Source organism: Bradyrhizobium sp. WSM3983, assembly GCF_000473045.1.
Lineage (GTDB): Bacteria > Pseudomonadota > Alphaproteobacteria > Rhizobiales > Xanthobacteraceae > Bradyrhizobium.
Window position 1 is genome coordinate 300,372 of sequence record NZ_AXAY01000006.1, and the last position, 21,218, is coordinate 321,589.

Here is a 21,218-nt window from a genome sequence, read left to right on the forward strand (position 1 = left end):
GTTGGCCTTGCTGCGCTGCACACGCCGATCCTCACTGTTCCCATAGTTAACGCCGTGTCTCAGGCGACGATCGCGCGAGGCTACCCGACGACATACAAAAAATCGCAACGTCGCGTAACAAGCGCGCGTGTCGATCCGTCGAGATTGTGTAGCGGCACAAGTCGCTGACAAACACCATCTCGAAGGGAATATTTCTCATGACCATTCGCACCCGCATCGTGCTCGGCGTCTCGGCTGCCGCTCTCTCGCTTGGCCTGGCGCTGTCGCCGGCCGCTTTCGCCCAGGACAAGATGGGCAAGGACGACGGCATGATGAAAAAGGACACGATGTCCAAGGACGGCATGAAGAAGGACACCATGCCCAAGGACGACGGCATGAAGAAGGACACGATGTCGAAGGATGGCATGAAGAAGGACGACGGGATGATGAAGAAGAACTGATCTTCCACCGGTCGTCACGTCGCGTCTCGCCGAGGCGCGCTCGGATTCGACGGCGTTCGTAGCCTGCCATCGGGCCGCGCATTCACGCGCGCCCCGGTGGGGACCATTCCGAATTGCCGTGTGAACCGAGGCGAGCCTCGGTTCAATTTGATTTGAACGTTACTTCCGCTTGGCCTTGCGGGCAGCGTAGCGGGCGTCGCGTTTGGCCTTTTGCTCGGCCTCCATTTCGGCCTGCCTGGCGACCGCTTCTTCCGCTTCGCGGGCGAACCGCGCGGCTTCCGCAGCTGCAGCCTCTTCCGCAATCCGCTTCTGCTCGGCCTTTTCAGCCTCGCGCGTCGCCTTTGCCTCAGCGCGCTTGGCCGCGAGCGCCTCGCGCTCGGCACGACGTGCCGCCACCTCCGGATCGTCGTGACCCGGCTGCGACTTGAATTTGTTCAAAAGATTTTTGCGTGCTTCCTGAGCGGCCTTTTGCCGGTCGGAGAATCCTGGTTCCCTGAATCCACTCATCGAACGAACCTTGTCATCCTCGCTTTCGATCCTACATCACTGGCTGTTGGTACGTCGGCTGGGCACAAGCAGGCACCACGCGACGCAGAAGCGTGTACATCGCCACGCGCCGCGAAGCCACCCATAATCGCAGCCGATCAGGTCAACGAAATCGCTGGACCAGCCGATCCTTCGTAGCCCGGAAAAACTGCCGAATTGTGATGCCCCTCATAAGGGCACCCAGCGGCGGCGCCTAGCGTCCGCCCGATACGAGACGGAGCACGGGCATGATCTATTTCCGGCTGAGCCTGAAGGCCCTTGCAGTCACGGTCGCAGTAGCGGCCGTAGCGGGTGCGGTGATGTTGGCCGCCCGCCCGCAGCCCATCGAGAGCACCGTTCTGGGGGCTGCATGGGAGTGCACCCAGACTGCCTTCATCCTGACGAGCTGCGCGCCGCGCGCGCAGCAGGCGATCCCGGCGGTCGAGACCTCGCGCAAGGAGGCGCTGAGGGGGACCAGGGGCTGAGCGGCGAGGGCGGGTGGGATGTGACGCCACGTCGCAGAGGTGATAAAGGGCCTCACCGAGCGACAAGGTCCCCATGTCCAAGCCTGAGTCCAACAAGCCTGACTCCAAGCCTGACACCACCGGGAAGCCCGGTGCGCCGGCAAAGCCCCAATCGGGCGACAGCCGTCGCGGTGCAATCGCAGGGCTGATTATCGCCGCCGTCATCCTCGGTGTCGGCTTGTGGCTCGCCCGCGACCTCACCGCGGCCAGCAAGCTGCAGGATTGCCTGATGTCTGGGCGCAGCAATTGCAACGTGATCGAGCCGGCCCGCTAGACATGTCTCGCAACGCGTTCGGACGAAAAATTGCCGTGATCTTAAACATTTGTAACGGGACGTGGCCTGCTTGTCGGGTCAGTTTGACAGGTCGGTTATGTCCGTCGGCATCACCCAGGCGCGATCCGAATCGTCTATTGCGCGTGGACCACCAAAAGTTGAGGGGTAAGCACGCATGAGTGCGTCCAGCCGCATGAAAATCATCCTTCCCATGGTTTCGGCCATGTCGTTGCTGGCATTGTCCGCGCAAGCGCAGGACGCCGCGCTGCCGAAAGGTCCGGGCCAGCCGCCGGCGCACGGCGCCGGTGCGCCGCCCCCGGCCAATCAGACCATGCGCAAGGGTGCTCCGCCACAGCAGGCAGGGCACCCCGGGGCTCAGCCCGGCGGCCAGGCCCATATGGCTCCGGGTCCAGGAGCAGGTCCCGGCCCGCACGGTCCCGGACCGCGTAATGCCGGTGGTCCGCCGCCCGGAGCGGGTCGTTACATGGCACGCGGGCCCGCGCCGGCGCGCGACTGGGGCGGACACGCTTATCGCGGCAATCTTGCCTGGGACGGTGGACGCTGGCGCCACGAGGTCCACAACGGCCGCCCCGGCTGGTGGTGGGATGTCGGCGGCGTCTGGTACTATTATCCGCAGCGGATGGACGGCCCGCCCGCCTACATCTCCGAGGACTATATCGACGACGTGCCGGTGGCCTACGCGCCACCGGGGCCGCCGGTCGCCTATGAACCGCCGCCTCCGCCGCCGCCCGCAGATCCCGGCGCGAGCGCACTCGGCGGGGCCATCGTCGGCGGCGTGCTTGGCGGCCTGATTTCCGGCAACGCCACGGGTGCGGCCGCAGGCGCCGTGATCGGCGGCGCGACCGGTGCGGTCGCCGGTGCCACCGCCGCTTCGCGCCCCGGCTACTATCTCGCTGAGGGCAATTGCTATTACCGCTATCCGAGCGGCCAGTATGTGCAGGCCGATCCGCGCGCCTGCTACTGAACTTCTCAAAGCAGCGTCCAACATGAATGGGGCGGGTCCGGTGCCCGCCTCATTTTGCGTTTGGGCCTGTGTAGAGACGTGGCCTGACAAGGTTGCGGCGACGCACAACAACTGCTCCAACTTTTCGCTGGCGCTGCCAGCCGCAACGCGCCTTGATCAAAGAAAAACGGAGACACGAGTCGCGGGGATAGGAACATGCTCGATGCGATCCAGATCAGCCTGGCGCTATGGGCCATGATCGTTTGCGGAGGGATCAAGGCGGTGCAACTGGTGCACTACCTGTCCTGACGCGTGCGATCGCGTTGCGCTTAGGAAACGAGCCAGGTCAGGAACGCCATCGCGCCCCAGACCAGGCCGCCGATCCAGGCCGTCATCACCAGGATGATGGCGGCGAGAAGCGCGAGGCCGAACAGGTCGGTCTTGCGCGATGATGCGCCAGCCTGTGCTTCAGCTTCTTGTGTCATGGCGAGAACAGCCATTCATCCCGTGTCGCATTCTTGCGGCGCGTGAGCCGCTGCTTAGCAAACGCCTGGGAATTCGGCTGTGACGCACTTCACATATCGCCCAGAATGAGACCTGAAAGACGACGTTCAATCCGCCCGGCAACACGCTGCTATCGAGCGGACAGAGTCCGTCGCACCAAATACGACGACTGATGGTCTTCGTATTTTTAACGTGGCGTCGTCGCCGGTAACCGCCCTTGCGCAGCCTGAAAATTCGTCGCGGTAACATCGTGCGGAAGCGCGCACGCCGGTCCGACTTTCCTCCACCGCAATCATACGGACGAAATTGCCACGCACTTGTCCATATCGGCCGGTTAAAGTTGGCCACATGTGTACGAAGTACGACCCACAGCATGAAGCCGAGGCGGCGATGAAGCGCGCTGCGGCGTCCGAAGGCCCCGACCGGCAACGACTCATCGAGCTGGCCCTGGCTTGGCACGAGCTCGCCCGCGATCGGCGCGACGACGAGCGAAGGGACTGATTTTCACCTGACAGGGAAGTTCGCGCGGTTCGGGGCTTGGCACCAATCATGAGAAAGCCCCGTGCTCGGGGGCGACAAGCACGGGCCCTTCAAAGCCGACCGGTGGCTGGCAGGCGGGCACCACTCTGTTTCATGATAGACACCAAGCCGAGCGTGATGCCGTTCCGCACGGCCCGCAGTTTTTGCCGCGCCACTCGCCGCGGCCAGCACTGCACGGTCCCGGAAGGAACATCCGTTATCCGGCGACGTTGGCCGGCAATGATAGACCTTGAATTACGCGCTCAGTCTTTCGAGATCGCCTGGAAATTTCTCGATCAATCTGGTCTGCTCATCGGCGAGCATCAGGATTCAGCCCGCTTCATCCTGAATAGGATCGACCGCATGATAATTCGCGGAGAGCGGCGCAGGCTCCTGTTGGCCAACGCTGCGATCGATGCCTACCGGGTGCGGCCGGCGCTCGTGCCGCTGCACGCTTGATCGCCTCAGACCACGGAAACGCGACGTTAAGGACCATCCGGACGTCGATTTCGCAGTCTCGATTCGTGCTTGGCGAACGAAGCGGAGTCGGATCGTGAACAAAGCCGAAGGGGCTTCCTGTATCAGGCGGCTTCCGTCTTCAGGACGGCGTCGGCATTCATCGAAAGCTTGACGTCGCGTCGCCCCCGACGGCGCCAACGTATTTCGTGCATCGTTCGTTGCACGAGGCGCAAGCCGACGTTTGGACCTCTGGCGCGCGCGAGACGTTGAAGGATGGTGAAAGTTTCCGATCGTGGCATCAAACTGACATGGAGACTATTGAAGCCTATCTGGCGCGGAAGCACAGGGAAATCGGGCTGCTGAACGATTGCCTGAAATTGCCGCGACGCCTGGCTTGTCCGCGATCTGTGGACGAGGTCATCGAGGCAAAATTCCAGCTCGCCGCCGCGCTGCGTGGGGAGCATGAGCTGCGGGACTGGAGCGCAACCGAGACGGCGTGGTCGACATCGGCCTGTCCCACCAGCAGTCTTTTCACATTCAGTTACGACTACCAGCGGGCCGATCTCAGTGTCAGTGGCCCTCCGTTCTATGAGCTCAAGCTCGGCTGCACCAGCGAGGCGATTTACACCGCCTCCGGCATGGCAGCGATCTCGGCGCTGCTGCTCGCTTCTGCGCCGGTTCTCGCCGGCGGCGAGGTTCTGGTGCTGCCCGGCGCTTACGGCGAGACGCTGGAGCTGATCGAGCGCCTTGTCCCAAACTTGCGGCTCGTCACGCTCGGGCTGCCGCTGTCTGATGCGTTTGCCCGGGCCGGTGTACCCCGAATTCTGCTGCTGGATTCCTGTGCCTCTGCCGGGGCGTTCGAGGCGGTTCTGCGCTGCGACGGTTCGGCGCTCGATCTGCTGGTCTTCGACACGACATGCTTTGCCGGCCGGTCGGGTCGCATCCGGTGCGTCCTGCGCTGGGCGCAGCGATGCAAGATTCCGGTCGTGATGGTGCGAAGCCATAACAAGCTGGATTCGCTCGGTGCGGAATACAGAAGGCTCGGCTCGGCGGTTTTCGTCGGCTGGCGCGAGCAGGGCGCCGCAGCGGGCGGTTCGATGGTCGCGCGCCTTGTGCGGATACCCGCAACGCGGTCCGGCTCCTGGGCGGCGCGGCGCTGCCGGCGCACTTCCCCGCCCTATGTGGGCAGCGAAGCCTATTGGGCGTTAACGAAGGGGCGCGTCGCAGCCATCCTGCGCAATGGCCGCCATGCAGCACGGCTTTTTGCGCGCGAGTTCGCCTCGCTCTCGGCCGAACTCCATTTCGCCCACGGTCTCTACGTCACGCACCGCGCCCGCCGTCCCCTCGACGAGGCCGGTGCACGGCAAGCCGCCCAAACCATGAGCCATGATCAGCGAGAAGGGATATTCCATCCGCCACGCCGGCAGCTTCGGGTTCGATTTCGCTGCGACCGAGTGGTTTCACGACGCGTCCATGGATCGGTACAGCGTCCGGGTCGCGGTCCCGGATTTGCCGACGGAGCTGTGGAATGATCTTGCAGCGCGGTTGCCGAATGGTGGAGGTCGAATCAATGTCGGCTTGGTTCGCAACTCTCGGCAAATCTTTGATTTTCCTGCCGATTATTGCTGCGCCAAAATCGCTCGATAGTCGACGTGCTGGCCTCGACGCGCCCAGGCCTGATGAAGCCTCCTCCCGGTTGCGTGAAGGCTTCAGCATCGGCTCAATGCCACGTCACCGAATAGGTCCGCCCGTTGGTATTGGGGTCGCTGTTGTCGCTGGCAGAGAAAACAAGGCCTTCTCCGCGCCAATGCCAGTAGCTGCCGTTGATCGCATTCCAGCGCGCGTGCGGTGGCCCGAGCGGGCGACCGTCCTCGAAGAGGGCAAGGGTGGATCGCGTGGGGCTCCAGTCGACATCTGCGATGGCATCAAGCTTTTGGGGTAGGGCACTTCGCCACGCGGTCTCGTTGACTCTGCGGAAAGGGCCGGAGAGCTGTGCGAACTTCGGCGGGTCCGGTTTCGGAACGTAGCTGTAGTGCAGGTAAAGTGCGACCGGGAAATAGACGGCGAGCACGACCAGGACCACCTTGGTAGCTTGTGAAAGGGTCAAAGATGAGATGGCCATTCGCCGCCCTTGTCTGGCAGACCAAAGCACTCCCGAACGGTGAGCGCTTTCAAATCGCAGCGAAGCATTCGCCTTCCTTTAAATTTTTTGTTTCTGACCCTACCAGCACACTGCCTGATCGAGCAACTCGATCCGAAGTTGGAGTGTGACAGATGCCGCAAGCGATCACGGCTACCCAGCTGAAAGCGATCGCCGGCGCCGGCGCGCGTGCCGACCTGGAGTCGGCAATCGTGCGGAGCTGGCCGAAACGCGGTCGCCAAGGCCCGGTTGACGTCGAAGCTACGGGCGGCGCATTTCCTCGCGCAGATCATGACCGAGACCGGCGGCTTGCAAATCCTCGAGGAGAGCGGAGCGTACCGCGAGCCGCGCATCATGGCGATCTTCGGAGTCGGGCGGCACAGTGCGGCCGTGACTGAGGCCGAGGCGCGGCGGATCGCTGCGCGGCCCCTGGCCCAGCGCGAGCCCGTGCTGTTTAACCGTGTCTATGGCGTCGGCAATCCGACCCAAGATGCGAGAGTTCCAGAACCCGGGCCCGAACGATGGCTGGCTCTATGGCGGCGGCGGTATGATGCAGGCGATCGGCAAGGGCAACTTTGCCACGATTTTTGATGGCGATCCCAGCAGGACTCGAACCTGCAACCCGCGGAGTAGAAATCCGCTACTCTATCCAGTTGAGCTATGGGACCGTCCTGGGCCACCCCGGTTCGGGGGGCCTGCTGTCATATAGCATGCCAATATGAAAAATCTGGTGTTTCGCCAAGCCTGAACCGAACCCTTTTCCCCGACGTCGCGACAAAGCGGAGCGGCGGAGTGTCAGGGTGCCGGGTTGAGCGGCAGCGTACTGGACGATGGATCACATCGCCGGGGGCGCTTACCAGCTTCCGGGACACGGCCGCCGGTCGACTGGTCCGGTATTGCTGCGCCCCAGGACGGCGTGCGCGGCCATAGCGCGATCGGTCTCCTCTGGGCGTGGCTTGCCATGGCGAATGCGACGTTTTGCACCTTTGGTTCCATCGCCTTGAGTCCGTCACCTTTCCGCGCACTTTATCGCCGCCGCGGCGTTCGTCCGCGATTTCCGGGAGTACATTCATGATCGGTCTGGTTCGCGCCGTCACACTCTGCGCCACGCTGGCGCTTGGCCTGAGCGCCGCACACGCGGCGGACAAGGCGTTCAAACGCGACGATCTCGCTGATTCCGCCATCAAGCTGGAGGCGCAGATCAAGAGCGAGGCGGGACCGGTCGCCAAGACCAATGCGACGCTGAAGACGGACGCCGACGCCGCCTTCCGGCGCAGCGATTACCGCACCGGGCTCTCGGTGCTCGGCCAGATCGCCGCCACCACGCCAGATGACGCCGGCAACTGGCTGCGGCTCGCAAAGGTCATCTTCCAGATCACGCCGAAGAGCTCGAGCGAGCAGACCTTCCTGCTGGAGCGCGCCTCGACCGCCGCCTACCTCGCCTATCAGCGCGCCGGCAATCCGGGCGAGGAGGCGGATGCGCTCGCCGTGCTCGGCAAGTCGCTCGCGGAGCGCAAGCTGTGGCGGCCGGCGCTGGATTCGCTGCGGCTGTCGCTCGACATGCGCGAGGTCGCTGACGTCCGCGGCAGCTACGAGAAGCTGCGCGACGAGCACGGCTTCCGGCTGCTCGACTATACCGTGGACTCGGATTCGGCGAGCCCACGCGCGTGCTTCCAGTTCTCGGAGGAGCTCGCCAAGCGCACCGACTTCGCGCCGTACCTCGCGCTGGCGGGCCAGGACAAGCCGGCGCTGTCAGCCGAGGGCAAGCAGCTCTGCGTCGACGGGCTGAAGCACGGCGAGCGCTACAACATCAACCTGCGCGCCGGCCTGCCGTCGACCGTGAAGGAAGGCCTGCCGAAATCGGCCGAGTTCAACATCTATGTGCGCGACCGCAAGCCGTTCGTGCGCTTCACCAGCCGCGCCTATGTGCTGCCGCGGACCGGTCAGCGCGGCATTCCCGTCGTCAGCGTCAACACGCCCGCGGTCACCGTCAACGTGTTCCGGATCGGCGATCGCAATCTGATCAACACTGTGGTCGACAGCGACTTCCAGAAGACGCTGTCGAAGTACCAGCTCAGCGATCTCGGCGGCGAGCGCGGTGTGAAGGTTTGGTCCGGCGAGCTCGCGACCGCGATGACGCTTAACCAGGACGTCATCACAGCGTTTCCGGTCGACCAGGCGCTGGGTGAGCTCCAGCCCGGCGTTTACGTGATGACGGCTGCGGCCAAGGGCCCCGGCAGCGACGATGATTACCAGCTCGCAACCCAATGGTTCATCGTCTCCGATCTCGGCGTCACCGCCTATTCCGGCAATGACGGCATCCACGTCTTCGTCAATTCGCTGGCCTCGACCGACCCGGTCGGCAAAGCCGAGGTGCGGCTGCTCGCCCGCAACAACGAGATTTTGGCGACGCGCAAGACCGACGATTCGGGCCACGTGCTGTTCGAGGCGGGGCTCGCGCGCGGCGAGGGCGGCTTGTCGCCGGCGATGCTGACGGTCACCGGCGAGAAGGCCGACTACGCCTTCCTCAGCTTGAAGACCTCGGCCTTTGATCTGTCCGACCGCGGTGTCGCGGGCCGCGTGGTGCCTGTTGGCGCCGACGCCTTCGTCTATGCCGAGCGCGGTGTCTACCGCTCCAGCGAGACTGTCTATCTCACCGCGCTGCTGCGGGACGGGCAGGGCAACGCCGTCAATGGCGGGCCGCTGACCCTGGTGATCGAGCGCCCCGACGGCGTCGAATTCCGCCGCGCTCAGCTCGCGGACCAGGGCGCCGGCGGCCGCACGCTTGCCGTGCCGCTCAACTCGGCCGTTCCGACCGGCACCTGGCGGGTCCGCGCCTTCACCGATCCGAAGGGATCTTCGGTCGGAGAGACCACTTTCATGGTCGAGGATTACGTTCCGGATCGGATCGAATTCGACTTGTCTGCCAAGGACAAGCTGATCAAGGCTAACGCTCCTGTGGAGCTTAAAGCCGACGGTCACTTCCTCTATGGCGCGCCGGCGTCTGGTCTCCAGCTCGAAGGCGACATGCTCATCGCGCCCGCAAGCGAGCGGCCAGGCTTTGCCGGCTACCAGTTCGGCGTCGCCGATGAGGAGACCACGTCGAACGAGCGCACGCCGCTGGAGAACCTTCCCGAAGCCGACTCCAATGGCGTTGCGACCTTTCCGGTGACGCTGGAGAAGCAGCCGGCCTCGACCCGTCCGCAGGAGGCGCAGATCTTCGTCCGCATGGTCGAGACGGGCGGGCGCGCCGTCGAGCGCAAGCTCGTGCTGCCGGTCGCGCCCGCGGCGGCGCTGATCGGCATCAAGCCGCTATTCGGCGACAAGAACGTCGCGGAGGGCGACAAGGCCGAGTTCGACATCGTGTTCGTCTCGCCCGAGGGCAAGACCTTGCCGCGCGACGGCCTGCGCTACGAGCTCCTGAAGATGGAGTCGCGCTACCAATGGTACCGCCAGAACAATTACTGGGAGTACGAGCCGGTCAAGTCGACCTCGCGCGTCGCCGACGGTGACGTCACCATCGCCGCCGACAAGCCGTCGCGGATCTCGCTCGCGCCCCAGCCCGGCCGCTACCGGCTCGATGTCAAAGCGAACGACGCCGACGGCCCCATGACCTCGGTGCAATTCGATGTCGGCTGGTATTCCGACGGCAGCGCCGATACGCCGGACCTGCTGGAGACCTCGATCGACAAGCCGCAATACTCATCAGGCGACACCATGACGGTGTCGGTCAATGCCCGCTCCGCCGGCAAGCTTACCGTCAACGTGCTCGGCGATCGCCTGCTGACGACGCAGACCATCGACGTCAAGGAAGGCACCGCGCAGGTGAAGCTCCCGGTCGGCAAGGATTGGGGCACCGGCGCCTATGTGGTGGCAACGCTGCGCCGTCCGCTCGATGCGGCAGCCCAGCGCATGCCGGGCCGCGCGATCGGCCTGAAATGGTTCGGGATCGACAAGCAGACGCGCACGCTCCAGGTCAAGCTGACGCCGCCAGCGCTGATCCGGCCGAATGCAACGCTGAAGATCCCGGTCAAGCTCGAGGGGCTCAATCCGGGCGAGGACGCCAAGGTCGTCATCGCCGCCGTCGATGTCGGCATTCTCAACCTCACCAATTACAAGCCGCCGGCGCCGGATGACTATTATCTCGGCCAGCGCCGTCTGAGCGCGGAGATCCGCGATCTCTATGGGCAACTGATCGACGGCATGTCGGGCACGCGCGGCCAGATCAAGTCCGGCGGCGACGCAGGCGCTGCCGAGCTCCAGGGCTCGCCGCCCGCGCAAAAACCGCTGGCGCTCTATTCGGGCATCATTACCGTCGGCGCCGACGGCAGCGCGGAAGTGAGCTTCGAGATTCCGGAGTTCGCCGGCACGGCGCGCGTGATGGCGGTGGCGTGGACCGCGACCAAACTCGGGCGAGCCAACACGGACGTCGTGATCCGCGATCCCGTGGTGCTGACCACGACCCTGCCTCGCTTCCTGCTCAACGGCGACCACGGCACGGTCAATCTGGAGATCGACAATGTCGAGGGCCAGGCCGGCGACTATGTCATCAACGTCAAGACGGGCGGCCCGGTAAAGATGACCGGCAATCCCGCCACCACGGTCAAGCTCGCCGCCAAGCAGCGCAATTCGTTCTCGCTGGCAATCGACGCAACCGCAGCGGGGCCGGCGACGCTCGACGTCGACATCAAGGGGCCGAACGGCCTGGGGCTGGCGCGCCATTATGCGCTCGACGTCAAGGCGGCAACGCAAGTGCTGGCGCGGCGCTCGATCCGGACGCTGGCGAAGGGCGAGAGCCTGACGCTAACCTCGGACATGTTCTCCGACCTCGTGCCGGGCACCGGCAGCGTCTCGGTCTCGGCGAGCCTGTCGACCGCGCTCGATGCGGCGACGATCCTCAAAGCGCTCGACCGCTATCCCTATGGCTGCTCGGAGCAGATCACGAGTCGCGCGATGCCGCTGCTCTACGTCAACGACCTCGCGGCGGGGGCGCATCTCGCCATGGACACCGAGGTCGACCAGCGCATTCGCGATGCCATCGAGCGGCTTTTGGCCCGTCAGGGCTCCAATGGCTCGTTCGGCCTGTGGTCGGCTGGCGGCGATGATGCCTGGCTCGATGCGTACGTCACGGACTTCCTCACCCGTGCCCGTGAAAAGGGTTTTGTGGTGCCGGACGTGCTGTTCAAGAACGCGCTCGATCGCATCCGCAACTCGGTCGTCAACGGCAACGAGCCGGAGAAGGACGGCGGCCGCGATCTCGCCTACGGCCTCTACGTGCTAGCCCGCAACGGCGCGGCGCCGATCGGCGATCTCCGCTATCTCGCGGATACCAAGCTGAACAATCTGGCGACGCCGATCGCCAAATCCCAGCTCGCGGCGGCGCTGGCTCTGGTCGGCGACCGTAACCGTGCTGAGCGGGTCTATGGCGCAGCCCTCGACAGCCTCGCGCCAAAGCCGGTGCTGGAGTTCGGCCGCACCGACTACGGCTCGCAGCTGCGCGACGCTGCTGCACTCGTCTCGCTCGCAAGCGAAGGCAACGCGCCGAAGGCGACGCTGACGCAAGCCGTATTGCGGGTCGAGACCGCGCGCGGGCTGACGCCCTACACCTCCACGCAGGAGAATGCGTGGCTGGTGCTGGCGGCGCGGGCACTGGCCAAGGAGAACCTCTCGATCGAGGTCGACGGCCAGCCGGTCAAGACCGCGCTCTACCGCAGCTACAAGGCGGACACGCTCAGCGGCAAGCCGCTGAAGATCACCAACACCGGCGATGCGCCGGTGCAGGCGGTGATCTCGGTGTCCGGCTCGCCGGTGACGCCGGAGCCGGCCGCGTCCAACGGCTTCAAGATCGAGCGCAATTACTTCACGCTCGACGGCAAGCCGGCGGACATCAGCAAGGTCAAGCAGAACGATCGCTTCGCCGTGGTGTTGAAGATTACGGAGGCGAAGCCCGAGTACGGCCACATCATGGTGTCCGACTATCTGCCGGCGGGGCTGGAGATCGACAACCCGAAGCTGGTGTCGTCGGGCGACAGTGGTACGCTGGACTGGATCGAGGACGGGCAGGAGCCGGAGGATACCGAGTTCCGTGACGACCGCTTCACTGCTGCGGTCGATCGTGCCTCGGACTCCAAGGCGGTCTTCACCGTGGCCTATGTCGTGCGCGTGGTCTCGCCCGGCAAATACGTGCTGCCGCAGGCCTATGTCGAGGATATGTACAACCCCTCGCGCTACGGCCGCACTGGGACGGGATCCGTCGAGGTGCGGGCGGCGAAGTGAGTAGCGAGATGAGCGAGGCGCTGAGCGACGGCGTGGACGGCCGGGTCAAGCCCGGCCATGACGGAGGACGGGGCAGGGGATATCGTCTCCCCTCCGTCGCCGCGCTCGCGTTCATCCTCGGCGTCATCGGCTTCGTCGGCTGGGTCTACTCACTCGGCCCGCTGCCGCTCGACGAAGCGCGCCGTGTGTCCACCACAATCGTCGACCGCAACGGAAAACTGCTGCGCGCCTATGCCATGGCCGACGGCCGCTGGCGGCTGCCGGTCGATGCCAAAGCCAATGTCGATCCGACCTATCTGAAACTGTTGTTCGCCTATGAGGACCAGCGCTTCTACGCCCATGACGGCATCGATCCGCTGGCGCTGGGCCGCGCAGCGGCGCAACTCACCACGCGCGGCCACATCGTGTCCGGTGGCTCGACCATCTCGATGCAGCTCGCCCGCCTGATGGAGCCGCGGCGGCAGCGTTCGCTCTATGCAAAACTGCACCAGATCGTGCGCGCGATCGAACTGGAGCGAACGCTGAGCAAGGACGAGATTCTCAACCTCTACCTCGCGCTCGCGCCCTACGGCGGCAATCTCGAGGGCGTCCGCGCCGCCTCCATCGCCTATCTCGGCAAGGAGCCGAAGCGGCTGTCGCTGGCCGAGGCTGCATTGCTGGTCGCGCTGCCGCAATCGCCGGAGACGCGCAGGCTCGATCGCTATCCGGAAGCGGCGCGTATCGCACGCGACCGCGTACTCGACCGCATGGTCGAGGAGCATGTGGTCAGCACCGACGACGCCAAGCAGGCCAAGGCCGTTCCCGTGCCAAAGCTGCGCAAGCCGATGCCGATCCTGGCCCCGCATGCGTCTGACAGTGCGCTGGCGACGGTCAAGGACGTGCCGATCATCAAGCTGACGCTGGATTCCAATCTCCAGAAGGTGCTGGAGCCGCTGGCACGCGATCGCGCCATCGTGCTGGGGCCGAACATTTCGGTCGGCATCATCGTGGTCGACAATGACAGCGGCGACGTGCTCGCGCGCGTCGGCTCGGCGGATTATTTCGACGACAGCCGGGCAGGGCAGGTCGACATGACCCGCGCCATCCGCTCGCCGGGCTCGACGCTCAAGCCGTTCATCTATGGCCTCGCCTTCGAGGACGGTTTTGTGCATCCCGACAGCCTGATCGACGACCGGCCGGTGCGCTTCGGCTCCTACGCGCCGGAAAATTTCGACATGACGTTCCAGGGCACGGTGCCGGTGAAGAAGGCGCTGCAGCTCTCACTGAACGTGCCGGCGATCGTATTGCTCGACCGCGTTGGCTCGAGCCGGCTGGCCTCGCGGCTGCGCCAGGCCGGCGGCAATCTGGTTCTGCCTAAAGACGAGGCACCGGGGCTCGCGATGGGCCTTGGCGGCGTCGGCGTGACGCTTCAGGATCTCGCGCAGCTCTATGCCGGGTTCGCCCGGCTCGGCACCACCAAGCCCCTGCGTGAGGTGATGGCTGCCACGGACGATCGTGAGCCACTGCGGCTGCTGGATCAGGTCGCGGCCTGGCAGGTCGGCAATGTGCTGTTGGGAACTCCGCCGCCGGAGAACGCCGCCCACAACCGCATCGCCTTCAAGACCGGCACCTCCTACGGCTATCGCGATGCCTGGTCGGTGGGGTTCGACGGCCGCATGACCATTGGCGTCTGGGTCGGCCGGCCCGATGGCGCGCCGGTTCCCGGCCTGATCGGCCGCGTCGCCGCGGCGCCCATCCTGTTCGACGCCTTCGCGCGGACCGGCAAGACCCTGGTTCCGCTGCCCAAGCCCCCGAAGGGAACCCTGGTTGCCAGCAACGCAAAGTTGCCTTTACCCTTGAAGCGGTTCCGTCCGGTCGGGGAACTGGTTCGGACCGGCGGTGAGCAGGCGCTCCACATCCAGTTCCCGCTCAATGGCTCCCGGATCGACGTGGATCGCTCGGGCGGCGCCGAGGTTGCCGCCATGCCCGTCAAGGTCGCCGGCGGGGTGTTGCCGATGACTGTCATGGTCAACGGTACCGCGCTCGGCGAAATCGACGGACGGCGCCAGCGCCTGATCGATCCGCCCGGCCCGGGCTTTGCACGGCTGACCGTGATCGATGCCACTGGCGCCGCGGACACAGTTGTCATTCGAATTCAATGAACGTGGCTTAAGCGGTTGTGGCGATGGCGGTTTCAGCGTAAGCGGAACCAATGGCCGAGACCTACCCAACTCCCCGTTTTGGAGCGCCCCGCGAGCCGAAAACGCCTGTGAATCCGGGCAGCCGGCTCGTGTTGATGCTCGACTTTGCCACTGCCAGCCACGCACGTGCGGTGAGCTTCCTGGTGCTGTGTGCGCTGCTGCTGTTCCTGCCCGGCTTCTTCACCATCCCGCCGGTCGACCGCGACGAGGCGCGGTTCGCGCAGGCCACCAAGCAGATGGTCGAGAGCGGCGACTATGTCGACATCCGTTTCCAGGAGGACGTGCGCTACAAGAAGCCGGTCGGCATCTATTGGTTGCAATCGGCTGCAGTCGAAGCCGCGACGGCGCTGAAGCTGCCGAAGGCCGAATTGCGGATCTGGGTCTATCGGCTGCCGTCGCTGATTGGCGCGATCGGCGCGGTCCTGATGACCTATTGGACGGCGCTCGGCTTCGTGACGCGGCGCGCGGCAGTCCTGGCCTCGCTGCTGATGTCCGCCTCCGTGCTGCTCGGTGTTGAAGCGCGTCTCGCCAAGACCGACGCGATGCTGCTGTTCTGCGTCGTCGCCGCGATGGGCGCGATGGCACGGGCCTATCTGTCCTGGCAGCGCGCCGAGAATGAGACCCATCCGCCCTGGAGCTGGCCCGCGATCTTCTGGACCGCGCTTGCCGTCGGCATCCTGATCAAGGGCCCTCTGATCCTGATGTTCGCAGGCCTGACCATCGTCGCGCTCGCGATCCTGGACCGCGATGCCTCCTGGCTGTGGAAGCTGCGCCCGGTCTGGGGCCTGATGTGGATGCTGGTGCTGGTGCTGCCCTGGTTCGTCGCGATCTTCTGGCGCGCGGGCGATGCCTTCTTCGCCGACTCCGTCGGCGGCGACATGTTGAGCAAGATCGGCGCGCAGGAATCCCATGGCGCGCCGCCCGGTCTTTACCTGGCACTGTTCTGGATCACCTTCTGGCCCGGCGCGCCGCTTGCGGCGATGGCGGCACCTGCGGTGTGGCGGGCGCGGCGCGAGCCCGGCGCGCAGTTCCTGCTGGCCTGGCTGATCCCGTCGTGGATCGTGTTCGAGGCGGTGCTGACCAAGCTGCCGCATTACGTGCTGCCGCTCTACCCCGCGATCGCGATCCTCACCGTCGGCGCACTGGAGCGTCGGGTGCTGTCGCGCTCCTGGCTGGCGCGTGGCTCGGCCTGGTGGTTCGCGATCCCCGCGGGCGGCTCGATCATCGCCGTCGTCGGCGCGGTCATGCTGACGCGGCAGCCGGCCTTTGTGGCCTGGCCCTTCATCGCGGCCTCGCTGATCTTCGGCCTGTTCGCCTGGTGGCTCTACGACGACAACCGGGCCGAGCGCTCGGTGCTCAACGCGCTGGTTGCGGCGCTGATGCTGGCGGTGGTGGTCTACGGCATCGTGCTGCCGTCGCTGACGCCGCTGTTTCCGAGTATCGAGGTCGCGCGTGCGCTGCGCAATGTCACCTGCGTCGGGCCGAAGGCAGCGTCGGCCGGCTATCATGAGCCAAGCCTCGTGTTCCTGACGGGCACCCAGACGCTGTTGACCGACGGGTCTGGAGCTGCCGACTTCCTCAGGCAGGGAAGCTGCCGGTTTGCGCTGATCGAGCAGCGCTCGGAGCGCAGCTTCGTGCAGCGCGCCGAAGCGATCGGCCTGCGCTACAAGGTCGGAACGCGCATCGACGGTTATAATTTCTCGCAAGGACGCGCGATCTCGATCTCGATCTTCCGCTCCGAGGGCACCGAATAGGATGCCTGTTACGCCCGTCATCGCGCCGCGTGCGAGCTATCCCATGCAGTTGCTCGCGGTCGCGGGGCATGCGCTGGCGCAGCTCGTGCGCACGCCCTCGCATTCGTGCCGCGAAGCCGCTGCGCGAAAACTGGCGCGACATTCGCTGTGGCTCAGCGCGGCCGGCGCCGCCCTGATTATCGTGCTGATGGTCGCGTTTGACCAGACCGAGATCCAGCTGATGCCGGCGCGCGGTACGCCGGCGCTCTGGCCGATCCGCATCCTCACCGATTTCGGCAAGGACGAGAATGTGCTCTCCTTGCTGGGTGTCGCGCTCATCGTCGTGGCGCTCGTTGCGGCCGCGATGCACGGCACAAGCCGCGCGCTGCTGCTCGGCTTCGGCACCCGGCTGCAATATCTGTTTCTGTCGGTTGCCTTCTCCGTGTTCGTCGCCGAGATCCTGAAATATCTCATCGGTCGCGGGCGTCCGTTCGTCGGCGGCAAGGCCGATCCGTTCAACTTCATACCGTTCGAGGGCACGGGAGCGTATGCCAGCCTGCCGTCGGGGCATGCGGTGACGGTCTTCGCTCTTGCCTTTGCTGTCTCGGCGCTGTGGCCGCGCCTGCGCGTGTTCATGTTCACTTACGCAATAGTGATCGTGCTGACACGCCTGGTGCTGCTGGCGCACCACCCGAGTGACGTCACGGCCGGCGCTCTGGTCGGGATGGTCGGCGCCATGGCGGTCCGCTACTGGTTTGCCGCGCGCCGCCTCGGCTTTGCGATCCGTGCCGACGGCACCATCGTGCCGCTGCCGGGGGCGATCACGGACCGGCTCAAAAGGGTTGCCCGCGGGCCATCTGCCCCATAAAAGCGGCTGCTTCCTCGGGGCTGCCGGTTCCCCGGAGGCAGGCTAATTCCAACCACGAGCTTCGATTTGTCGTCGTCCCAGCCTTCGGTTTCCATTGTCGTCCCTGTGCGCAACGAAGCCGACAATATTGCGCCATTGATCGAGGAGATCACGGCCGCGCTCAATGGCCGCTGGGCCTATGAGATCATCTATATCAACGACGGCTCGACCGATGCGACCGGCGAGCGGCTCGCGGCGATCATGGCGCAGCGGGACAATCTGCGGCAGTTGCGCCATGCCAAATCGGGCGGCCAGTCGGCGGCGGTGCGCAGCGGCGTGCGCGCGGCCCGCGGCGCGATCGTGGCGACGCTCGACGGCGATGGCCAGAACAATCCGGCGTTCCTTCCGGACTTGATCGCGGCGGTGGAGAAGGGCCCCAATGTCGGGCTTGCCGCCGGACAACGCGTCGGACGCAAGGATACCGGCTTCAAGAAACTCCAGTCGCGGGTGGCCAACAAGATCCGCAACACGATCCTGCAGGACGGCACGCGCGACACCGGCTGCGGGCTGAAGGCGTTCCCGCGCGAGGTCTTCCTGACCATGCCCTATTTCGACGGGCTGCACCGTTTCCTGCCGGCGCTCGTCCGCCGCGAAGGTTTTGACATCGCCTATGTCGACGTGATCGACCGGCCGCGCCATTCCGGCGTGTCCAATTACGGCCTCTTCGACCGGCTGTGGATCGGGATCATGGATCTCGCCGGCGTCTGGTGGCTGATCCGCCGCAAGAAGCCCACTCCAGACGTGACCGAGGTAAAGGCATGATCATTCAATTTGGTCAGGCGTTGCACAATTATTTTTACGACGTCTTCGTCGCCAAGTTCGATTTCTGGCTCGCCTTCGGCCTGGTCGCTCAGCTGTTCTTCACCGCGCGCTTTCTGGTGCAATGGATCGCGAGCGAGCGCGCCGGCAACAGCGTGGTGCCGATGGCGTTCTGGTTCTGCTCGATGGGCGGTGGCCTGATGACGCTGGCCTACGGCGTCGTGAAGCGCGAGCCGGTCATCATCCTCGGACAGGCGTTTGCGACGATCATCTATATCCGCAACATCATGCTGATCATCAAGAACCGCGGCCGGATGTCGAAGATGCTGGACCGCTGATCGCACAACCGCTGAGACGGCGCTATCGTATTTTCACGCAGACCACGATCATCAAGCCTCGTCTGTAGGCTCACATTGCCCCCTTGAGGGCAGCGAAACCGCGATCGAGATCGGCCTTGAGGTCGTCGACGCTCTCGAGCCCGATGTGCAGTCGCAGTGTCGGGCCACCCGGCGCCCACTTGGTCGCGGTACGATAGGCGTCGCAGTCGAAGGGAATCGCAAGGCTCTCGAAGCCGCCCCAGGAGAAACCCATGCCGAACAGCTTGAGCGTGTTGAGCATGGTGTCGACGGCCTTCTGCGGCGCCGGCTTCAGCACGATGCTGAACAGGCCGGAGGCACCGGTGAAGTCGCGCTTCCAGATGGCGTGACCCGGATCGGTCTCGAGCCCCGGATGCAGGACGCGCGCGACTTCGGGGCGGCCAGCGAGCCAGCGCGCCATATCGAGGCCGGAGCGGTGATGCTGCGCGAGCCGGACCGACAGCGTGCGCAGGCCGCGCAGCGCGAGGAAGACGTCATCAGGGCCGGCGCAGACGCCGAGCAGACGGATGCCTTCCGCAATCTGCGGCCAGGCCTTGGCGTTGGCCGAGATGGTGCCGAACATGATGTCGGAATGGCCGCCAATGTATTTGGTGGCTGCCTGCATGCTGATGTCGACACCCTGCTCGAGGGAGCGGTGATAGAGCGGCGTCGCCCAGGTGTTGTCATCTATGACAAGCGCGTCGCGCGCATGTGCGACCTCGGCGATGGCGCGAATGTCGGACATCTCGAACGATTGCGAGCCGGGCGCCTCGACCAGCACGGCGCGGGTGTTGGGCTTGAATAGCTTCTCGATGCCGGCGCCGATCAGCGGATCGAAATAGGTGGTCTCGATGCCAAGGCGGGCCAGCATGCCGTTGCAGAAATTGCGCGTGGGACGATAGACGTTGTCGCAGACCAGCAGATGGTCGCCGGTCTTCAGCACCGAGAGCAGGGTGGTCGAGATCGCCGACAGGCCGGACGGCACGATGCCGACGCCGGCGCATTGCGGCCCCTCCAGTGCCATCAGCGTGTCCTGGAACGCCCGCGTGGTCGGGGTGCCGTGGCGGCCATAGGTGAACTCGCCGCGATGGGCATGCAGGTCCTCGGCGGTCGGATAGAGCACGGTCGAGCCGTGGAACACCGGCGGGTTGACGAACCCCTTCTGCGCCTTGGTGTCGCGGCCGGAGGTGACCAGCCGGGTTTCGGCATGCTGCTGTGCGGGGTGCGAGGAATCCATGCGTCTGCTTTCAAAAAAGCGTTTCTGCCGGGCGCGGATCGCACGGCTGGGACGGCCGAAAGGCCGCTCACGTTAATAACAGAACACAGAAGAGTCCCGTCAACCCCTTGACCCGGCTCGCCAGTCGTTCTGTGATGCGCAGGTGCTATTCAGTCGCCGCATGTTGAGGGGCCTGCCGCGACCTTCGATCCTTCGTCTGACCGGACCTTGCGCCACAGCCACAACGGCGGGCGCCTGCGGCGAGGATTAAGGTATGGCCTCCCAGGATGTGCGAGTGTTCGGCAAGATTTTCCAGCATGACTCTTGCAAGGCTCCCCTTTCCATAGGGAAAGTCTTGGCAGAGACACCGTTCCTGACCTTGAGATGACTTTGAAAGGCTTGAAGCCCATGAAACGCGTAACCCTGGCTCTCTCTTTTGCTCTCGCCGCCGGCCTCTCTGCCCAGGCCGCCGATGCGCAAACGCTCAAGACCATCAAGGACCGGGGCATGCTGTCCTGCGGCGTCAGCCAGGGCCTGCCCGGCTTCTCCTCGCCTGACGACAAGGGCAACTGGACCGGCCTTGACGTCGATGTCTGCCGTGCGATCGCGGCGGTGGTCCTGAACGATCCGACCAAGATCAAGTTCGTGCCGCTGTCAGCCAAGGACCGCTTCACGGCGCTCCAATCCGGCGAGATCGACGTGCTCTCGCGCAACACCACCTGGACGGTTTCGCGCGACACGTCGCTAGGCGCCAACTTCACCGGCGTCACCTACTATGACGGACAGGGTTTCATGGTGAAGAAGTCGCTCAAGGTCAATTCCGCGCTGGAGCTCAACAGCGCCTCCGTTTGCGTCCAGACCGGCACCACCACCGAACTGAACCTTGCCGATTACTTCAAGGCCAATAACATGAAGTATGAGGTGATCGCGTTCGGCACGATCGACGAAGCGGTCAAGGCCTACGAGTCGGGGCGCTGCGACGTCTTCACCGACGATTCATCCGGACTCTATGCCAGCCGCCTGAAGCTGACCAATCCCGCCGATCACATCGTGCTGCCCGAGATCATTTCGAAGGAGCCACTGGGTCCGATGGTGCGCCACGGCGACGATCAGTGGTTCGACGTCGTGAAATGGACGCTGTTCGCGATGGTCACGGCCGAGGAGCTCGGCATCACCCAGAAGAACGTCGACGAGATGGCGAAATCCGACAAGCCGGAGCTCAAGCGGGTGCTCGGCACCGACGGCAATCTCGGCGAACAGCTTGGCCTCACCAAGGACTGGGTGATCCGGATCGTGAAGGCAGTCGGCAATTACGGAGAGTCGTTCGATCGCAATGTCGGCGCCGGCTCGCCGCTCGGTATCAGCCGCGGCATCAACAGTCTCTGGACCAAGGGCGGGCTGCAATACGCGCCGCCGATCCGCTGATCGGCACCCCCGCAGGC

The 21,218-nt window shown here is 64.9% G+C and carries 18 protein-coding genes and 1 tRNA gene; 13 read left to right on the plus strand and 6 right to left on the minus strand.

Annotated elements, in window-relative coordinates; translation table 11 throughout:
* The first annotated feature begins 197 nt into the window (after positions 1 to 197).
* The gene (locus YUA_RS0112745) at positions 198 to 440 is read left to right on the plus strand and encodes a pentapeptide MXKDX repeat protein (RefSeq protein ID WP_027531043.1); all 243 of its coding nucleotides are present in this window, start codon (positions 198 to 200) and stop codon (positions 438 to 440) included.
* Positions 441 to 599: 159 nt separating this feature from the next.
* Here YUA_RS0112745 and YUA_RS0112750 read toward each other — a convergent pair whose 3' ends face one another.
* The gene (locus YUA_RS0112750) at positions 600 to 947 is read right to left on the minus strand and encodes a DUF6481 family protein (RefSeq protein ID WP_027531044.1); all 348 of its coding nucleotides are present in this window, start codon (positions 945 to 947) and stop codon (positions 600 to 602) included.
* 266 nt (positions 948 to 1,213) lie between these two features.
* Here YUA_RS0112750 and YUA_RS0112755 point away from each other — a divergent pair, with 266 nt between their 5' ends.
* From YUA_RS0112755 to YUA_RS0112765, 3 genes are all read left to right on the plus strand, one after another.
* Complete coding sequence (locus tag YUA_RS0112755) at positions 1,214 to 1,450, plus strand: hypothetical protein (RefSeq protein ID WP_027531045.1); 237 nt, start codon at positions 1,214 to 1,216, stop codon at positions 1,448 to 1,450.
* A gap of 73 nt (positions 1,451 to 1,523) precedes the next feature.
* The gene (locus YUA_RS0112760; protein WP_027531046.1) at positions 1,524 to 1,763 is read left to right on the plus strand and encodes a hypothetical protein; all 240 of its coding nucleotides are present in this window, start codon (positions 1,524 to 1,526) and stop codon (positions 1,761 to 1,763) included.
* Positions 1,764 to 1,938: 175 nt separating this feature from the next.
* Positions 1,939 to 2,748: a hypothetical protein gene (locus YUA_RS0112765; RefSeq protein WP_027531047.1), complete on the plus strand. Its 810-nt coding sequence runs from the start codon at positions 1,939 to 1,941 to the stop codon at positions 2,746 to 2,748.
* A gap of 308 nt (positions 2,749 to 3,056) precedes the next feature.
* Here YUA_RS0112765 and YUA_RS50985 read toward each other — a convergent pair whose 3' ends face one another.
* Entirely contained in the window at positions 3,057 to 3,212 is a 156-nt protein-coding gene (locus YUA_RS50985) for a hypothetical protein (protein ID WP_027531048.1), read from the minus strand.
* 652 nt (positions 3,213 to 3,864) lie between these two features.
* Here YUA_RS50985 and YUA_RS52535 point away from each other — a divergent pair.
* Together YUA_RS52535 and YUA_RS43865 are read left to right on the plus strand one after the other, a co-directional pair.
* Positions 3,865 to 4,209, plus strand: a complete 345-nt coding sequence (locus YUA_RS52535) for a hypothetical protein (RefSeq protein WP_371259879.1) — start codon at positions 3,865 to 3,867, stop codon at positions 4,207 to 4,209.
* 266 nt (positions 4,210 to 4,475) lie between these two features.
* On the plus strand, positions 4,476 to 5,741 hold the full coding sequence (locus tag YUA_RS43865) for a hypothetical protein (protein ID WP_245285152.1): 1,266 nt from the start codon (positions 4,476 to 4,478) through the stop codon (positions 5,739 to 5,741).
* Between the two features lie 188 nt (positions 5,742 to 5,929).
* Here the strand turns inward: YUA_RS43865 and YUA_RS0112795 are convergent, their stop codons facing one another.
* The 3 genes from YUA_RS0112795 to YUA_RS0112805 all read right to left on the minus strand — a co-directional run bounded on the left by YUA_RS0112795 (position 5,930) and on the right by YUA_RS0112805 (position 7,017).
* A complete protein-coding gene (locus YUA_RS0112795) occupies positions 5,930 to 6,331 on the minus strand; it encodes a hypothetical protein (protein WP_156947105.1) in 402 nt (133 codons plus the stop codon).
* Between the two features lie 279 nt (positions 6,332 to 6,610).
* Complete coding sequence (locus tag YUA_RS49940) at positions 6,611 to 6,838, minus strand: hypothetical protein (RefSeq protein ID WP_156947106.1); 228 nt, start codon at positions 6,836 to 6,838, stop codon at positions 6,611 to 6,613.
* A 102-nt stretch (positions 6,839 to 6,940) separates the two neighbouring features.
* Positions 6,941 to 7,017, minus strand: a tRNA-Arg gene (locus YUA_RS0112805).
* Positions 7,018 to 7,420: 403 nt separating this feature from the next.
* Between YUA_RS0112805 and YUA_RS0112810 the strand changes: the two genes are divergently transcribed.
* The 6 genes from YUA_RS0112810 (at position 7,421) to YUA_RS0112835 (ending at position 18,542) form a co-directional block, all read left to right on the plus strand.
* The gene (locus tag YUA_RS0112810; protein ID WP_027531052.1) at positions 7,421 to 12,625 is read left to right on the plus strand and encodes an alpha-2-macroglobulin; all 5,205 of its coding nucleotides are present in this window, start codon (positions 7,421 to 7,423) and stop codon (positions 12,623 to 12,625) included.
* Between the two features lie 8 nt (positions 12,626 to 12,633).
* Positions 12,634 to 14,766 carry a penicillin-binding protein 1C gene (gene pbpC / locus YUA_RS0112815; protein WP_245285153.1) on the plus strand — a complete coding sequence of 711 codons (2,133 nt, stop codon included), beginning with the start codon at positions 12,634 to 12,636 and terminating at the stop codon, positions 14,764 to 14,766.
* Positions 14,767 to 14,816: 50 nt separating this feature from the next.
* Entirely contained in the window at positions 14,817 to 16,559 is a 1,743-nt protein-coding gene (locus YUA_RS0112820) for a glycosyltransferase family 39 protein (protein ID WP_027531054.1), read from the plus strand.
* Between the two features lies 1 nt (position 16,560).
* Complete coding sequence (locus YUA_RS0112825; protein ID WP_027531055.1) at positions 16,561 to 17,406, plus strand: phosphatase PAP2 family protein; 846 nt, start codon at positions 16,561 to 16,563, stop codon at positions 17,404 to 17,406.
* A 66-nt stretch (positions 17,407 to 17,472) separates the two neighbouring features.
* Positions 17,473 to 18,207 (plus strand): glycosyltransferase family 2 protein, encoded by a 735-nt coding sequence (locus YUA_RS0112830; RefSeq protein WP_027531056.1) that lies wholly within the window; start codon positions 17,473 to 17,475, stop codon positions 18,205 to 18,207.
* Positions 18,204 to 18,542: a lipid-A-disaccharide synthase N-terminal domain-containing protein gene (locus tag YUA_RS0112835; protein WP_027531057.1), complete on the plus strand. Its 339-nt coding sequence runs from the start codon at positions 18,204 to 18,206 to the stop codon at positions 18,540 to 18,542. The genes YUA_RS0112830 and YUA_RS0112835 overlap by 4 nt, the downstream gene beginning before the upstream one ends.
* A 70-nt stretch (positions 18,543 to 18,612) precedes the next feature.
* Here the strand turns inward: YUA_RS0112835 and metC are convergent, their stop codons facing one another.
* Positions 18,613 to 19,797: a cystathionine beta-lyase gene (gene metC / locus YUA_RS0112840; protein WP_027531058.1), complete on the minus strand. Its 1,185-nt coding sequence runs from the start codon at positions 19,795 to 19,797 to the stop codon at positions 18,613 to 18,615.
* Positions 19,798 to 20,184: 387 nt separating this feature from the next.
* Here metC and YUA_RS0112845 point away from each other — a divergent pair, with 387 nt between their 5' ends.
* Complete coding sequence (locus tag YUA_RS0112845; protein ID WP_027531059.1) at positions 20,185 to 21,201, plus strand: amino acid ABC transporter substrate-binding protein; 1,017 nt, start codon at positions 20,185 to 20,187, stop codon at positions 21,199 to 21,201.
* Positions 21,202 to 21,218: the final 17 nt, after the last annotated feature.

What these genes read in the sequence shown, in the direction of transcription:
- YUA_RS0112745 (WP_027531043.1), top strand. Translation starts at nt 198, where the DNA reads ATGACCATTCGCACCCGCATCGTGCTCGGCGTCTCGGCTGCCGCTCTC.
- YUA_RS0112750 (WP_027531044.1), bottom strand. Translation starts at nt 947, where the DNA reads ATGAGTGGATTCAGGGAACCAGGATTCTCCGACCGGCAAAAGGCCGCT.
- YUA_RS0112755 (WP_027531045.1), top strand. Translation starts at nt 1,214, where the DNA reads ATGATCTATTTCCGGCTGAGCCTGAAGGCCCTTGCAGTCACGGTCGCA.
- YUA_RS0112760 (WP_027531046.1), top strand. Translation starts at nt 1,524, where the DNA reads ATGTCCAAGCCTGAGTCCAACAAGCCTGACTCCAAGCCTGACACCACC.
- YUA_RS0112765 (WP_027531047.1), top strand. Translation starts at nt 1,939, where the DNA reads ATGAGTGCGTCCAGCCGCATGAAAATCATCCTTCCCATGGTTTCGGCC.
- YUA_RS50985 (WP_027531048.1), bottom strand. Translation starts at nt 3,212, where the DNA reads ATGACACAAGAAGCTGAAGCACAGGCTGGCGCATCATCGCGCAAGACC.
- YUA_RS52535 (WP_371259879.1), top strand. Translation starts at nt 3,865, where the DNA reads ATGATAGACACCAAGCCGAGCGTGATGCCGTTCCGCACGGCCCGCAGT.
- YUA_RS0112795 (WP_156947105.1), bottom strand. Translation starts at nt 6,331, where the DNA reads ATGGCCATCTCATCTTTGACCCTTTCACAAGCTACCAAGGTGGTCCTG.
- YUA_RS0112810 (WP_027531052.1), top strand. Translation starts at nt 7,421, where the DNA reads ATGATCGGTCTGGTTCGCGCCGTCACACTCTGCGCCACGCTGGCGCTT.
- pbpC (WP_245285153.1), top strand. Translation starts at nt 12,634, where the DNA reads ATGAGCGAGGCGCTGAGCGACGGCGTGGACGGCCGGGTCAAGCCCGGC.
- YUA_RS0112820 (WP_027531054.1), top strand. Translation starts at nt 14,817, where the DNA reads ATGGCCGAGACCTACCCAACTCCCCGTTTTGGAGCGCCCCGCGAGCCG.
- YUA_RS0112825 (WP_027531055.1), top strand. Translation starts at nt 16,561, where the DNA reads ATGCCTGTTACGCCCGTCATCGCGCCGCGTGCGAGCTATCCCATGCAG.
- YUA_RS0112835 (WP_027531057.1), top strand. Translation starts at nt 18,204, where the DNA reads ATGATCATTCAATTTGGTCAGGCGTTGCACAATTATTTTTACGACGTC.
- metC (WP_027531058.1), bottom strand. Translation starts at nt 19,797, where the DNA reads ATGGATTCCTCGCACCCCGCACAGCAGCATGCCGAAACCCGGCTGGTC.
- YUA_RS0112845 (WP_027531059.1), top strand. Translation starts at nt 20,185, where the DNA reads ATGAAACGCGTAACCCTGGCTCTCTCTTTTGCTCTCGCCGCCGGCCTC.